We start from the raw sequence: 15,414 nt of genomic DNA, 5'->3' as shown, positions 1-15,414 counted from the left end.
AGGAACACATGTGGGAGCGGGCTTGCCCGCGATGGCGGTGAATCAGTCGAAACATTCGGTGACTGACACTGCGCTATCGCGGGCAAGCCCGCTCCCACAAGGTTTAGGTGATGTCGGCCGGCACCGGGGCATCCAGGCCCATGGCATGCAGGCGGGCGTAGTAGCCGTTCTGGGCCAGCAGCTCGGCGTGGCTGCCGCGCTCGACGATCCGACCGTCGTCCATCACCAGGATCAGGTCGGCCTTCTCGATGGTGGACAGGCGGTGGGCAATCACCAGGGTCGTGCGACCCTGCATGACCTTGTCCAGGGCCGCCTGAATGTGGCGCTCGGATTCGGTGTCGAGGGCCGAGGTGGCCTCGTCGAGAATCAGCAGTGGCGCGTTCTTCAGCAGGGCCCGGGCAATGGCCAGGCGCTGGCGTTGGCCGCCGGACAGCAGCACGCCGTTCTCGCCCACCTGGGTATCGAAGCCTTTCGGCAACTGGTCGATGAAATCCTTGGCGTAAGCATCCGCCGCCGCCGCTTCAACGTCGGCCCGTGGCGCGCCGGCCAGGTCGCCGTAGGCGATGTTGTTGGTCACGGTGTCGCTGAACAGCGTGACATGCTGGGTTACCTGGGCAATATGCTTGCGCAGGTTAAGCAGCTTGTAGTCTTCGACCTCTACGCCGTCGAGCAGGATTTCGCCGCTTTCGTGGTGGTAGAAACGCGGGATCAGGCTGGCCAGTGTGGACTTGCCGCTGCCGGAACGGCCGACCAGGGCGATCATCTGCCCGGGCTCTGCGGTGAAGGTGATGTCCTTGAGCACATGGCGCTCGGTGCCTGGGTAGGTGAAGTTCAGGTTGCGCACTTCCAGGCGGCCACTGACCTTGTCGCGCTCGACGCTGCCGCGGTCGACTTCCTGCTCTTCGTCCAACTGTTCGAAAATGCTTTCAGCACCGGCCACGCCTTTCTGGATGGTCGAGCTGACTTCCGACAGTTGGCGGATCGGCTTGGGCAACAGCCCGGCCAACGTGATGTAAGCCACCATGTCACCGGCCGACGCGTCACCGCGAAGGTAGAGCACCAGGAACATCAGCACCGCCATGGCGGTATAGATCACCAACTGCAGCAACGGGGTGTAGATGGCCCCGGTGCGGGTCATGCGCAGTTGCTTGTCGGTGTTGCCCTGGCTGGCCTTGAAGAAGCGTTTCTCCTCGTAGACTTCACCGCCGAAGCTGCGCACCACGCGATAGCCCTGGATGGTTTCCGAAGCCACGTGGGTCACATCGCCCATGGCCACCTGGATCTTCTTGCTCTGCTTGCGGAATTTCTTGCTGGCCGTGCTGACCATCACTGCAATCAACGGCAGGATGGCGATCATCACCAGCGTCAGGCGCCAGTTCATGAACAGCAGCGAGGCAAACAGGAAGATCACCGTCATGCCTTCGCGAATCACCACCTTGATGGCATCGGTGGCCGCCCCCGTAACCATGGTCACGTTGAAGGTGATGCGCGAAATCAGGTGCCCGGAGTTGTGGTTGTCGAAATAACGGTTGGGCAGCGTCAGCAGATTGTTGAACAGCTGCACACGCAAGTCGTGAACCAGGCCCAGGGAAACCTTGGCCAGCAAGTAGTTGCCCAGGAACGAACCCAGGCCCTGCCAGGCGGCGATCAAAATGATCAGCAACGGCACGGCTTGCAACAATTTCATGTCACGCAGGAATGGGACGCTGGGGAACAGCACGGCGTCAGGATTGGATAGGCCGTCGACAAAGTACTTGAGGATGTACCCCAGCATAGGCTGGGTCGACGCGAAAATCAGAAATCCGACAATACTCAACGCGAACAAGCCGGCGTAAGGCTTAACGTACATGAGCAGGCGGAAGTATATTTTCAAGCTCGAAGGGCTTGCGCTCGGACTGGAGTCGGTCATATCACGCGGCGTTTTGAAAAAGGAGGCTGACTTTAGCACAGCTTCTCTGTTGTACTTGCACCCGGCGTGACCCGCGGCCCGGCTGGATCCAACGGGCGACATTATATAGCCACTGTCTTAACATGGTCGGCTTTCTCTATTCTGGAACGGCTTTACTGTATGCACTCCAAGCGCCTTACCTATGGCACAAATCGCGTTTTCGACTTCCTGGTCCTCTGGATTTTGCCCATTGGCTTATTGTTGCTTCTGAGTTCGCTGTTTTTCGTCAACAATCGCAATGTCATGCACCGCGGCTTCTATATTTTCTTTGCCCTGCCGGCCTTGCTCCTGCTGTGCCTGCGCCCACGTGAACTCAAAGAGTTACTACGCGAGCCGCTGGTGCTTGCCTTCACAGCATTTTGCGCATGGGCAATGATCACGGTGCTGTGGAGCCCGGAACCCACCGGCGACTCCAACCTGTTCAAGATCCCGTTGCAGACGTTCATGTTGTTTGCCGGCTGCGGGCTGCTGCTGCATTACCGCAATGACCTGTTCAAGCCGATCTTCTTCAGCGCCGCCGTGATTGCGCTGGTGGTGACGCTGTTAAACCTGGTGGCATTCGTCAAAGGCTTCGAGCCGAGCATGCGCATGATTGGCGGCCTCGGCGCCTTGGACAACCCGCTGCTCAGTTCCCACCTGTTCGGCTTTTTCTGCGTGTATTGGCTGTACCTCTGCGTCACCACCAAACGGCTACGGGTACTGTGGCTCAGCGCACCCGCCCTGGCGGTCATGACCCTGGCAATTCTGGCCACCGGCTCCAGGACGCCATTGGTTGCACTGGTGATAGCAGTCCTCTGGATGGGCCTGCTCAGCCGCAATCGACGCTCGGCGCTGATGGTTGCCGCCCTGGTGCTGGCGGCCGCCGGCTTGCTGCTGTTTTACCCGCAACAGATCACCGAGCGCGGCAGCTCATTCCGCTTCGAAATCTGGCAAATCATCCTTGACCGCATCGCCGATCATCCATGGCTTGGCCACAGCTACGACTCCGAACTGTATGTAAAACCTGCCAACTACGATTTTGAACCACTGCGCGAACCCCACAGCTTTGCCTTGGGCGTGCTTTATTACGTCGGCATCATCGGCTTTATCCCGTGGATCTTCCTGCTTGGCCGCGGGCTGTACGCAGGGCTCAAGGAGCGCGCGCAGCCGCTGTTTATCCTGACTTCCTCGCTGCTGGCCTACGGCATCGGCGCGGGGCTTACCGAAGGCGGTGGCATCCTGTCGCGGCCCAAGGAGCACTGGTTCCTGCTGTGGATCCCCCTCGCACTGATCGCCGGCCTGAGCATCGCCAAGCGGCGCCACAGCCTGCTGCGCATTGTGGTGAGCACGCCCAAGCCACAGGTGTTCAAAGCCCTGTGCGAAGGCGCGCATATCGTCGAGGAAGATGGCCTGGGGCCTAAAGTCCTGCGCCTGGGCAATGGCAGCTTCCTTAAGCTGTTCAGGGCTCGACGCTGGTACACCTCGGGCACATTCAACCCGTACTCGGAACGGTTTGCCTGCAACAGCGAACAGCTCCAGGCACTGGGCATTACAGCACCGCCGATCCTCGACCTGTACAGCCTGCGCGACGGCAGCACCGCCGTGCGTTACCAGCCACTGCCGGGCCTGACGTTGCGCCAGGCCTTGCAAAGCCTGGACAGCAGCCTGCGCGAATCGCTGATCGAACGGTTTGGGCGGTTTATGGCCCAACTGCACGAACGCGGTGTCTACTTCCGCTCCCTGCACCTGGGCAATGTGCTTCTGTTGGAAGACGGCGAGTTCGGCCTGATCGACGTGGCGGATATGCGCGTCTATCCGTCAGCGCTGCGCAACACGCTGCGCCAGCGCAACCTCAAGCATATGCAACGCTATTCGCAGGATCGCAATTGGTTGTTCGAAGCTCACTTCGAGCAATTGGCCAAGGGCTATGCCTCGGTGGCTTCGCCGCACGCCACGCAGAAAATCCGCGAGCAGGTACTGACACTCGCCCGCCCGGCGGCCTGATGTGGGAGCTGGCTTGCCTGCGATGCAGACACCTCGGTACTTCTGATGCACCGAGGTGATGCTATCGCAGGCAAGCCAGCTCCCACCTTTGACCGAGTATGGCTCTGCTGTTGCTCTGGCCCTTACATCCTTTTCGATGACGAAGTCAGCGGTCTTTTGATCTGCGCTTTTGATCGTGATCTTGATCTGAAATCGCCCCGTCAAACACGATGGCCGCAATTCGACAGTGATTTGGGGGGTAAACCGGCAGGGATGCCGGTTTAGCCGCGCTGGGCCAAGGATGGCCCATCGCGGCGACCCCCCAAATCACTGGCGGATTGCGGGCATGCCGAGCCATAGCGAGGCACCGAGTGTTGGGGCGAAGACTTTTTGGTTACTTTTGTCTGGGCCGGCATTCCGGTCTTTACAAAAGTGACCCGCTGTAAGAGCGGAACCAATTGAAGCCGTTACCGCAGCAACGGATATGTACACCAACAACCCCCCATCGCAGGCAAGCCAGCTCCCACATTTAGATTGCGGCACACCCAGTGAAGGTGTGCTGCTCTGATCTTGGTATCAGTCTTTTTCCAGCGGGGAAAAATACAGGCGGCCCAAGCCGCGCCACGTCTTCTTGTTCCAGGCCCGAAACGGGATCTGCGCCAGCAGCTCTCGCGCCAACGCACGGTTGCGGTTGGAGGTTTTGAGGAACATGGAGCTGAGGAACTTGTAACGCACCTCGTTGTACAGCGGGTGATCACTGAACAACGCGTAGGTGCGCAGGATATTATCGATCATGAATCGATGATTCTTGTACGAATTGGTCGCGTGCTTGCGGTAGCGCGCCATCACCACGTTCAAGCCATCAATAAAGTACCCGGCGTGGGTAATCTTCAGTTCGATCAGCAAATCTTCCAGACGAATCTGCGGGTCAAACCCACCGACCTTTTCCAGCGCTTCACGCCGGATCATCAGCGTAGGCGCTGGCGGGTAAGGTTTGCGCTCCAGGAACATATCGTCGAAATCCAGGCGTCGAAACGGTACGTCACGGCGCTGGCGCTTCTCCGGGAACAGCTCGCCCTGGGAGTCGATCAGCTCGATATTGCCCGCACAGATCCCCACCTCAGGCTTGCCATCCATATAGGCCACCTGGGTCGCAATGCGCTCGGGCATCATGATGTCGTCCGAACCGAACGGCACGATCAGCGGCCCCTGAGACCGGGCAATCGCACCATTGAGGGTGTTGGTCAGCCCCTGGTTCTGCTGCACACGAAAGTCGAACCTGTGTTGCTCCTGCAGGCGACGGATGCGCTCGACACTGTCGTCTGTCGAGCCATCGTCCACCACCAGCAGTTCGATGTTGGGATAGGTCTGGTTCAACACACTGAGGATACTTTCCTCAATGTAGGGCGCATGGTTATACGACGCAATGATCACCGTGACCAAAGGCTGACTCTGGCTCATACATTCTTCCCGCGTGCTTGAGCCAACCCTGAATCAATCAGCTCCAGGTATTCCTGACGGAATACCTCAATGTCGTGTTGCGCCTGAAGGTACTGGTAGGCCTGCTCGCCTTTTTGTGCGAGTGCCTCGTCGGACAGCGCCAGGTAAGTGTCCAGCGCCTCGGTCAGCTGGGGCACATTGGCCGGCTCAACCGCCAGGCCACCGGCGCCTTCGATCAACGGCAGCATGGCCGGTACGCTGGAGGCAATCACCGGCAGGCGACCGCTCATGCCTTCCAGCAGTGCCAGGCCCAGGCCTTCTGCGAGCGAAGGCATTGCCCAGATGTCAAAGGCACGCACGTATTGCAGGGCATTTTCCTTGAAGCCCAACAGGTGCACGCGTCCATCCAGGCCAAGGTTCTGGATTTGCGCGGCCAGGTTGGCCTCTTCGCGCCCGGCGCCAATGATGGCCAGTTGCGCGGTGGGGTATTTATCTTTCAGCGCCGCAAACGCCTGCAACAAATAGGTGTGGCCCTTGACCGGCACCAGCCGGCCCAAGGCGCCGATCAAGCGCACCGAAGGGTCGATGCCCAGCAACTCGCGCGCGTGAGTGCGTGAATGCTGCAAGCCTTCGGCCTGCTCGATGTCGATGGCGTTGGTAATGGCGTAGGTATTCTGGTCGGTAAACCCGCACTGGCAATCGAGCAGGTACTGCTTGACCGCCGGTGACACGCCGACAAAGCGCCAGTGCGCGTCGATCCAGCGCTGCGCCTGCTTGCGGCGGTAGAGACGGTCATACTCGCCAAAACCGTGGGAGATGCCGATGCACAACGGGATCTTCAACCAACGGTTGAGCTGCAACATCATGTTGACCGGCTTGAAGCGGTTGCACACCACCACGTCGAACTGTTCGCGGCGGCAGAACTTATACAACTGCCACATGGCGCGCAGTCGCAAGCCTTTGAGTGACTTGTCGGAAAACTCGAAGTAGACCGACTTGGCAGCCCGGCTGACCGGTTCCCCAGGCGCCGGCTTGCCACGCAGGAACGCGGCGGTGACCTCATAGCGCTCGGCGGGCAATGCCTTGACGATCTGCTCGGCCAAGTCGGCAAAGTCATGGGATTTAACATTGTAGTCAGGCTGCAGTTGCAGGACCTTGAAACGCCGACTCATAACTCTCCTCGATGGAAACCTGTGGCATCAACCACCCAGGTTGTTTCAGCCGCCAGCGTCTCGACGTATTCGGCGTCAGGCTCCGGTAGCAACGGCCACTGATTACGCTTCCAGCAGACAAAATGGAAATACGGAAATTCCCGCTCACCATCCCTGTCGTTAGTCAGGCGGCCCTTGTTCCAGAACCACTGATGCGGGAAGCGATCACTGCCGTCGTGCCATTTGATCACACCACCGGGCGTACTGAACGCCTCGGTGAACTCACTGCGCCGACGCCATGGGTTGAACTTGCCGACCAGCTCAAACAACGGCTTCGGGAAGTTCTTGCGCCACAGGAAAATTCGACTGAATGCGCCTTCATCCAGCGCATGATGCGCCTGATCGGTAAAACGCGCTTCCCAATCCTTGATGTGCATGAACGCATGCCGCTTCCTGGGCGTGTTACGCATCAGGCACAAATGGCCGGCGACTCGTCGTTCATGAGTTGAAAACAAGTCATGGCTGGCCAACCGCTCGGCGGTGAAATACTCGCGCAGGTTGCCGTAGATCAGGTCCAGATCGCCAAACGCCCAGAAATCGTAACCGGTGAGGCGATCAGCGTGGATATGCCCCAACGCCGGCTTGATGTCGCACAGCTTGTACGGCGCCAGGGGTGCAAAATTGATGTACAGCCGCTGGGAAACCAGCGCGCAGTAATCGGCAAAGGTGATGCTTTCGATGCGGACATTGTCCGGCACATTGGCCGGCATCGGGCAGTCGCTGAACAGCAACCAGTCGACGTCCGCGTTTTGGCGGCAGCTTTCGAGAAAAAACGGCATCCAGAATGGCCAGCGGCCAAAGTAAGGAATAATGAAAAGGATGCGGGGGCACGAATTGCTCAAGGGGGACTCACTGTCATTTGGTACTGAGGCGCGCTGCGCGCCACCACGTTGCTTAACGTTACTTGTGCTTGATGAACCAAAAGAGTTCATGACGCCGAATGGCCTTGCGGAAAAACTCGTTCTCACCCCACGGTGAGACGGCCCTCCCCGCCAGCAGACGCTGTATGACTCGCCGCACCCGCCGCTTGAACGGCATCTGCGGTTGCAAGTCATGCATCATGCCCAGCGACATGGCCTTTTCACACTGCCGCTCCTCCGATACTGGCATGCAATATGGTTGCAAAATGTAAGTGGAGTCGAAGCATGGCGGCAAAGCGACACTATTGCCCGAATCCCCCATTGGCCAGCGGTCGTTGTCATGCAGATGGTTGGCGTAACCGAGCAAGGTCGTCGGCTGCCATTCCAGGCCCTGCAAGGCTTCCAATACAGCTTGCTGAGCGCAGATATGGTCAGGGTGCGGATCGATCACCGGATGCGGCAGCACAATGACCTCAGGACGTGCCATCAACAGCACGGCACGCAGGTCCGCCAGCAGGTTGTTCCAGGTCGGCTGGCCATCGGCGTCGGCGGGCAGTGGGAACGGGTTGAACTGGCGAAACAGGCGAATATCGCTCAACTCGGCTTCCCGCGACGCTATGGCACGCGCAGGCTCGGCCTTCATCGCCGCCAACTGCAGGCAAAAATACCCGAGCTGAACGCAGTGCTCTTGTGCCACGCCCGCCCAGCGCGGCACGGCGATACTGTCCCAGGCCCGCAGCCGGCCCTTGAGGCGCGCCGCTTCAGGCTTGCCCAGGCCCATGTGCTGATAATGCTCGGCTTCGATCTCCCCGGCGGTCAGTGTCACGATCCAGGGCTGTGCTGCCTGGCTGTACAGGCCAAAGGCGGCCAGTTCGGCATCGTCGGCATGCGGCGCAATCACCATCACCCGCTGCTGACGCACATCCGGCTGGCGGAACACCGACAGCACAGGCTCACCCTGTACCCGGCAAAACCGGCCACGCAACAGCAACTGCCCAGCCAGCAAGGCTTGCGCCTGACCCGTGAGATTGAGGTAGCGCAGGCCGTTGACGCCGCGTTCGAACACTTGGCGGTCGCCGCCCGGCAACGCAACATAGGGATCGATAAACCGCCCCAGCAGGTTGCTCTTGAGCCGCAGTGCGAGGATCAAGGTCTCATCGCCCGCCAGCTCCAGCGTCTGGCCCAGCACCAGCCGGCCCTTGTCCAACGTCACCTTGGGCTGTTCGGTATCGGCGGCAAATTGATACTGATAGTCGTCCTTGGGCGAGTAAAACAGATGGTCGGCAAACCAGGCTTCATGGGCCACCCAGGCCAGCACCGCCAACAGCAGCGGCAACCACCAGGCCACCAGCACACCCACCGCAATCAGTACCAACAGGCTGACCAGCAGCCCGATGCGCTTATTGCGGCGATGGCGCTTGAGCAACGCCTGCTTGCGGCTTGTCGAGGCACTCATACGGTGAACACCGGCACGGGGTTGCACCAACGGTCTTTGTACTCGCGGTCCGCACGGCCGAACGAAAAGCGCAACGGCTTGCCGACTTCCCGCGCCTGTTCCCAGGCACTTTGCGTATTGAGGAAGCTCAGCACGCTGCCGGGGCTGAAGGCACGGGTTTCGGGGTCTACGCCGCCATTGATGTATTCGACGCTGACCCACTGCGGCGCTTCAACGCGATACACCAATTGCACAGCAATCGGCGCATCGTTGAGGAAAATCACCGAACCGATCAGCCACTCACGCAACAGCTCGATCACCTGCGCCATATGCGCGGCACCGGTGGCCGCGAAGCCCCAGCGGCGCTGGAACAGGTCGCAGTAGATCGCCGCCAGCTCGGCGCTGGAGAAGTCCTGCACCGGCCGCACCACACCGCCCGCCTCTTCCAGCAGGCGCAATTCACGGCGCTGGTTATAGCGAAACTTTTTTGACAGTTCTTCAGGCGTGCGCGCCATGGCCAACTGTTCGGCCTGGAGTTTGATGCCGGCAAAGCGGCCTTCATTCAGGGCCGACAGGTAACGCGCGCGATGGCGCAGCGGCGCCTGGGCATCGGCAGCGGCGGGCAGGATCAACTCGGCGTTGCCGAGGTCGAACAAGCCTTTTTTGCCATTGCGCTTGAGCACGTCTTTGGACAACGCCAGGTCGCGCCCCCAGGTCGCAATACACGCTTTAAGCTCGCCGCTTTGCTCCCAGGCCAAATAGCGCACCGGAATTTCGGCCAGCCCGGCCAGACGCTCGACCACCTGCGGATGGGTGGCGACACTGCCGCCAAAACGCTGCCAGGCGTCGCTGTAGGTCGGCGCGTCAACGACCGACCAACCGCGCTCGCGAAAGCCTTGGAATCGATTGAGCATCAAGCCCTCGCGGTCAGTTCGGTGACAGCAGGCAACTGCCAGAAGGTATCGCGCACGGCCTGATCCGAAAACCGTTGGTGCAGGCGCTCAAGCATCATCTCGGCGCACTGCTGGTGCTGCTGACGATCCATCGCGGCCAAGTGCCGAAGGCCCTGCCCCAAATGCTCGGCATCGCCAAACGGAAACAGGATGCCCACGCCTTCAACCACTTCCTTGGCGCCGCCGCAAGACGTGGCGAGCAGCGGCACGCCAGCGGCCATGGCCTCCAGCAGCACCATGCCGAACGGCTCATGGTCGGAGCTCAGGGCAAAGACGTCGAATGCACGGAAATACCGGCGCGCATCCGGCACCTGGCCGAGGAACAGCACCTGCTCGGCAATGCCCAGTTCGCGCGCCAGAGACTTAAGGTCTTGCTCCAGGCGGCCGGTGCCGAGGATCGCCAACCGGCTCTGCGCCGGCAAATGCGGCAAGGCCAAGGCAAAGCCTTTGAGCAAGGTGGCTTGGTCCTTGTCCGGGTGCAGGCGGCCGACGTTGCCGACCACCCACTCATCCGGCGACAGCCCCAAGGCATCGCGCGCCTCATCGGCCGACACCTGCAACGCTTGCATGGCCTGGACATCGATGCGGTTATACAAGGTCTGGATACGTGCCGCCGGCCAGGCCGGCAGGCAGCGGCGCATATCGTCGCGCACCGCGTCAGATACACCGAGCAGGCTCAAGCGCTTGCTGAAAATCGAGGCAAACAGCTTGCGGCTACGGCGCTGATAATCACCAAAAGCGTGATGTACGCCGATCACTGGCAGGCGCGTACCGAGCAAGGCGATGTAGATCGGCTTGAAGCGGTGGGCAATACAGAAACTGAAGTTGCGCGACGCGGCGATCTTGCGCAATTCACGGATGGCGCCCAGCTTGAGGCCACGAATGGCCTTGGAGCTGAACTCCATGAACAGCACTTCATCAGAGGCGCAACCGGCGGCCACATCGGGGTCGGCGACCCCGGTGAGAAACACCGTGGTCACCTTGTAGCCTGTGCCTGCGAACAGGCTGGCGTACTGCCGCGCGCAGTCCAGAAACGGCCCGTCATAGCCGTGGCAGAACTGCAGGACGTGGCGCTCAGCCGACCGAGTCATAAGGGTCCACGCCGTCTTTGACGACCAGGATGTCTTCCATGATCAGGTACTGCAGGTCGGAGCCGAAGAACATGTTCAGCGCGTCGGTTGGCGAGCAGATCATCGCTTCGCCACGGCGGTTGAGCGAGGTGTTCAGCGACACGCCGTTGCCGGTCAATACTTCCAGCTCTTTCATCATGTCGTAGTAACGCGGGTTGTATTCGCGCTTGAGCACCTGGGCGCGGGAGGTGCCATCTTCATGGACCACTTCCGGTACGCGGGTTTTCCACTCTTCGGACACTTCAAAGGTGAAGGTCATGAACGGCGCCGGGTGATCGACCTTGATCATCTGTGGGGCCACGGTGTCGAGCATCGACGGGCAGAAAGGCCTCCAGCGCTCGCGGAACTTGATCTGGTGGTTGATGCGGTCGGCCACGCCGGTCGCGCTTGGGCAACCGATGATCGAACGACCGCCCAACGCACGCGGGCCGAACTCCATGCGGCCCTGGAACCAGGCCACCGGGTTGCCGTCGACCATGATCTTGGCGATGCGCTTGGGCATGTTTTCGATCTTGCGCCACACCGGCTTGCTTTCGTGTTTGGCGCACGCGGCAATCACGTCTTCATTGCTGTAGGACGGGCCGAGATAGACGTGTTCCATCTTCTCCACCGGCACGCCACGGGCGTGGGACACATAGGCCGCCGCGCCAACCGCGGTGCCGGCATCGCCGGACGCCGGCTGCACGAACAGCTCTTTAACGTCATCGCGGGCAATGATCTTCTGGTTCAACTTGACGTTCAGCGCGCAACCACCGGCGAACGCCAGCTTGCCGGTGTCCTTGAGGATGTCGCCCAGGTAGTGGTCGATCATCTGCAAGGCCAGCTTCTCGAACAGCGCCTGCATGCTGGCTGCGTAGTGGATGTACGGCTCGTCGGCGATGTCGCCTTCGCGCTTGGGACCCAGCCACTCGATCAGTTTTGGCGAGAAGTAGAAACCCTTGCCCTTCTCTTTATAACGACGCAGGCCGATGACGTTGGCGTAGTCAGTGTTGATCACCAACTCGCCGTTTTCAAATGAGGCCAGGCGCGAGAAATCGTATTTGCTGGCGTCGCCATACGGCGCCATGCCCATGACCTTGAACTCGCCGTCGAGCATCTCGAAACCGAGGAACTCGGTGATCGCGCCATACAGGCCGCCCAGGGAGTCCGGGTCGTAGAATTCCTTGATCTTGTGGATCTTGCCGTTTTCGCCATAGCCAAAGAACGTGGTGGCGTACTCACCTTTACCGTCGATGCCCAGGATCGCGGTTTTTTCCTGGAAACCCGAGCAGTGGTAGGCGCTGGAAGCGTGGGCCAGGTGGTGTTCAACCGGTTCGATCTTGATTTTCTTCGGATCGAAGCCCAACTGCTCCAGGCACCAGACGATCTTGTTGCGATAGCGCTTGTAGCGACGGTTACCCATCAGGATCGCGTCAAGGGCGCGGTCCGGGGCGTACCAGTAACGCTTGGCGTAGTGCCAGCGCGCCTCGCCGAACAGGCTGATCGGGGCGAACGGGATCGCCACCACGTCAACGTCGGAAGGCTTGATGCCGGCTTGTTCCAGGCAGAACTTCGCCGATTCGTAGGGCATGCGGTTCTTTGCATGTTTGTCGCGTACGAAGCGCTCTTCTTCGGCGGCCGCGATCAGCTTGCCGTCGATATACAGCGCTGCGGAAGGATCATGGCTAAGGGCGCCGGACAGGCCAAGAATCGTCAATGCCACTGGGGTCTAGCCTCTTTTAGTCTGCATGCAGGCGGGTTGCGCCTGAAAAAAGTGTGCCTCCCGCCTGAGCGAGAAACAGCTAAAGGGCGGGATTATAGCGTAAAAGAGCCAGGAAGCTGTTAGCTGCGAGGGACTAGCGAAGCTCAATGCTGCCATCGACATTTTGCTGGTAGATCGTGTAGGGCAAGATGAGCGTATCCAGAACAGCGGAGAGAGGCACATCGATAAAAGCCCATGGCACGTCGTTCAACGCGATCCCGCTTGCGGAATTCGGCGGCCCATGCAGTACGCAGAGGTCATAGACCACCCCGCTGTAGATACGCGGAACAGACTGACAATAGGTTTTTTTCGCCTTGAGCGTTCGAACCGTGTCGCCATCCTCACGGAACGCCGTGGTCACGGTGCCGCAGCCGCCCAGAACCAGAAACCCGCCTATCAAGACCCACAGGCTCGCTTTTTTGCCTTTCATGGTTGCCTCTAATCGTTGGAAAGGCGAGAACCTACCATTATGGCCGGCGACTGACAGATAACTCGAAGCTCAAAACGGCGTAGGAGTCTTCTTCTTCGGCAAAAGCAGGAGGGAGCCGTTAAACTCGCGCTTTTCTTGCGCCGACGTCTATCCCTTGCGTCGCGCCACTGATCCGGCTTCCCGATGAATACACCCCCACCCGTTCCCCTTGCCCTGCTGCTGCTCGGCTTGAGCAGCACCGTCCTGGCCGACGATGCCACTTTGGTCCTCGACCCCAGCGTGGTCACCGGCTCGCGCAGCGCCAGCCCGACTTTCGACCTGCCGTACTCGGTGGACAGCATCAGCCACGCGCAAATCAGCGACGGCCAACTCGGCATCAACGCCTCCGAAGCCCTGTCGCGCGTACCGGGCCTGGTGGTACAAAACCGCCAGAACTATGCTCAGGACCTGCAGATCTCCTCGCGCGGCTTCGGCGCGCGCTCGGCGTTTGGCGTACGCGGCCTCAAGTTGATCGCCGACGGCATCCCGGCCAGCACTCCGGACGGCCAGGGCCAGGCGGCCACCTTCAACCTCGACACCGCCGAGCGCATTGAAGTGCTGCGCGGCCCGGCCGCCACCTTGTATGGCAGCAATGCCGGCGGCGTGATCCAGATGTTTTCCCGCGACGGCGAAGGCCCGCCGCGCATCGGCGCCGAAACCCTGGTGGGCAGCGACGGCATGAGCAAAAACCACCTCACCGCCGAAGGCGCGGCGAACGGCGCAGGTTTTGTGCTCGACGCTTCACGCATGGACACCGATGGCTACCGCGACCACAGCAGCGCCCGTCGTGACCAGACCTTCGCCAAGCTCAACTTCCAGCCGGACGAAGACAGCAAGTTGGCGCTGATCTATAGCAGCCTGGAGCAAAACGGCACACAGGATCCGCTTGGGCAAAGCTGGGCAGCCTACAAGGCCGATCCGCGCTCGGTAGCGCCGGCTGCATTGCAGTACAACACGCGAAAAAGCATCGATCATCAGCAGTTGGGCCTGAATTACGAACGCTACATCGGCGATGCCACGCTGCAGGTGAATGCGTACACCGGGCGCAGGAGCGTGATTCAGTACCTGTCGATTCCAGGCGGCACCGCCTCTGACAAGCGCGGCGGCGTGGTGAACTTCGACCGTAAATTCTACGGCGGTTCGGTGCATTGGCTGCAACCGATCACCAGCGCCCCCGGCGAGCTGACCCTGATCACCGGCCTCGATTACGACCGCAGCCAGGATGACCGCCAAGGTTATTCCAACACCCTGGACGGCGTGCACGGTGTCAAAGGCGCCCTGGGCCGTGACGAACTCGACACCGCCACCAGCATCGACCCGTTCGTGCAAGCCAACTGGCTGCTGGGCGACTGGACCCTGCAAGCCGGCCTGCGCCACAGCAGCATGAAAATGGAGGTGGACGACCACTTCACAAGCGACGGCAATGACAGTGGCAGCAAGACCTACCAGAAGAACACGCCTTCGGTCAGCGTGATGTACGCCTTCACGCCGGACCTGCATGGCTATGTGAGCGCGGGCAAAGGCTTCGAAACCCCGACCCAGGCCGAGTCGGCGTATTCGACCACTTCAAATGGCTTCAACTTCGCCTTGAAGCCGTCAGTCAGCAAACAATTTGAAGTCGGCTTGAAGGCAAAGATAGGCCAGGACACGCGTGTCAACGCGGCCCTGTTTCAAATCACCACTGACGACGAACTGGTGGTGCTGTCATCCAAGGACGGCCGCACTACCTACCAGAACGCCGGCCGCACCTTGCGCCGAGGCTTCGAACTGGGCATCGAAAGCCAGCTCTCGGAACAATGGAGCACCAACCTCGCCTATACCCGCCTGCAAGCCACCTATGACAGCGATTTCATGGGCGGCGGCAAGCCTGTGGACAAAGGCAACTACCTGCCCGGCGTACCGCAAACCACGCTCTTCGCCGAGCTGAACTGGAAACCCCGCGACTGGGTCAGCACCGCCCTCGAAGGCATGTACCGCAGCAAGGTCTACGTCGAAGACACCAACCAGCAACGCGCCGCGCCGGGCTACAGCGTGTTCAACTGGCGGGCGCGCTTCGAACAAAAGGTGGAGCACTGGACCTTTCACCAGACGGTGCGCCTGGATAACTTGCTGGATCGCCAGTATGTCGGTTCGGTAATTGTTGGGGACGGCAACTTCCGTTACTACGAGGCGGCGCCGGGAAGGTCGTGGTATGCGGGGGCCGGGGCTGAATACCAGTTCTGAGTATCGGGCTGATCGTTCCCACGCTCCGCGTGGGAATGCATC

General features: G+C 60.4%; 11 protein-coding genes. 2 read left to right on the top strand and 9 right to left on the bottom strand.

Annotation, left to right across the window (positions count from 1 at the left end; genetic code table 11):
* Positions 1–103: 103 nt before the first annotated feature.
* A complete protein-coding gene (gene msbA, locus AOA62_RS05545) occupies positions 104–1,909 on the bottom strand; it encodes a lipid A export permease/ATP-binding protein MsbA (protein ID WP_017138499.1) in 1,806 nt (601 codons plus the stop codon).
* A gap of 159 nt (positions 1,910–2,068) precedes the next feature.
* On the opposite strand from msbA, the gene AOA62_RS05540 reads away from it, so the two are divergent.
* Positions 2,069–3,931 carry a bifunctional O-antigen ligase/aminoglycoside phosphotransferase family protein gene (locus tag AOA62_RS05540; RefSeq protein ID WP_099548084.1) on the top strand — a complete coding sequence of 621 codons (1,863 nt, stop codon included), beginning with the start codon at positions 2,069–2,071 and terminating at the stop codon, positions 3,929–3,931.
* Positions 3,932–4,486: 555 nt separating this feature from the next.
* On the opposite strand, the gene AOA62_RS05530 is transcribed toward AOA62_RS05540, so the two are convergent.
* The 8 genes from AOA62_RS05530 to AOA62_RS05495 all read right to left on the bottom strand — a co-directional run bounded on the left by AOA62_RS05530 (position 4,487) and on the right by AOA62_RS05495 (position 13,110).
* Positions 4,487–5,371 (bottom strand): glycosyltransferase, encoded by an 885-nt coding sequence (locus AOA62_RS05530; protein WP_099548082.1) that lies wholly within the window; start codon positions 5,369–5,371, stop codon positions 4,487–4,489.
* Positions 5,368–6,522, bottom strand: coding sequence for a glycosyltransferase family 4 protein (locus tag AOA62_RS05525; protein ID WP_017138502.1), 1,155 nt, complete (start codon positions 6,520–6,522; stop codon positions 5,368–5,370). Before AOA62_RS05525 ends, AOA62_RS05530 begins: the two co-directional genes overlap by 4 nt.
* Positions 6,519–7,403: a DUF6625 family protein gene (locus tag AOA62_RS05520; protein WP_099548081.1), complete on the bottom strand. Its 885-nt coding sequence runs from the start codon at positions 7,401–7,403 to the stop codon at positions 6,519–6,521. The genes AOA62_RS05525 and AOA62_RS05520 overlap by 4 nt, the downstream gene beginning before the upstream one ends.
* A gap of 58 nt (positions 7,404–7,461) precedes the next feature.
* On the bottom strand, positions 7,462–8,877 hold the full coding sequence (locus tag AOA62_RS05515; protein WP_099548080.1) for a PIG-L family deacetylase: 1,416 nt from the start codon (positions 8,875–8,877) through the stop codon (positions 7,462–7,464).
* Entirely contained in the window at positions 8,874–9,770 is an 897-nt protein-coding gene (locus tag AOA62_RS05510) for an antimicrobial resistance protein Mig-14 (RefSeq protein ID WP_017138505.1), read from the bottom strand. The genes AOA62_RS05515 and AOA62_RS05510 overlap by 4 nt, the downstream gene beginning before the upstream one ends.
* Positions 9,770–10,900, bottom strand: coding sequence for a glycosyltransferase (locus AOA62_RS05505; RefSeq protein WP_056860561.1), 1,131 nt, complete (start codon positions 10,898–10,900; stop codon positions 9,770–9,772). Before AOA62_RS05505 ends, AOA62_RS05510 begins: the two co-directional genes overlap by 1 nt.
* Positions 10,884–12,641: a carbamoyltransferase gene (locus AOA62_RS05500; protein ID WP_017138507.1), complete on the bottom strand. Its 1,758-nt coding sequence runs from the start codon at positions 12,639–12,641 to the stop codon at positions 10,884–10,886. Before AOA62_RS05500 ends, AOA62_RS05505 begins: the two co-directional genes overlap by 17 nt.
* Before the next feature lie 133 nt (positions 12,642–12,774).
* The gene (locus AOA62_RS05495; RefSeq protein ID WP_099548079.1) at positions 12,775–13,110 is read right to left on the bottom strand and encodes a YceK/YidQ family lipoprotein; all 336 of its coding nucleotides are present in this window, start codon (positions 13,108–13,110) and stop codon (positions 12,775–12,777) included.
* Between the two features lie 183 nt (positions 13,111–13,293).
* Between AOA62_RS05495 and AOA62_RS05490 the strand changes: the two genes are divergently transcribed.
* Positions 13,294–15,372 (top strand): TonB-dependent receptor, encoded by a 2,079-nt coding sequence (locus tag AOA62_RS05490; protein WP_099548078.1) that lies wholly within the window; start codon positions 13,294–13,296, stop codon positions 15,370–15,372.
* Positions 15,373–15,414: the final 42 nt, after the last annotated feature.

It is taken from the genome of Pseudomonas sp. 2995-3, assembly GCF_002742565.1.
In the GTDB taxonomy this organism is placed as follows: Bacteria; Pseudomonadota; Gammaproteobacteria; order Pseudomonadales; family Pseudomonadaceae; genus Aquipseudomonas; species Aquipseudomonas edaphica.
This window is presented reverse-complemented; position numbering and strand designations above follow the sequence as displayed.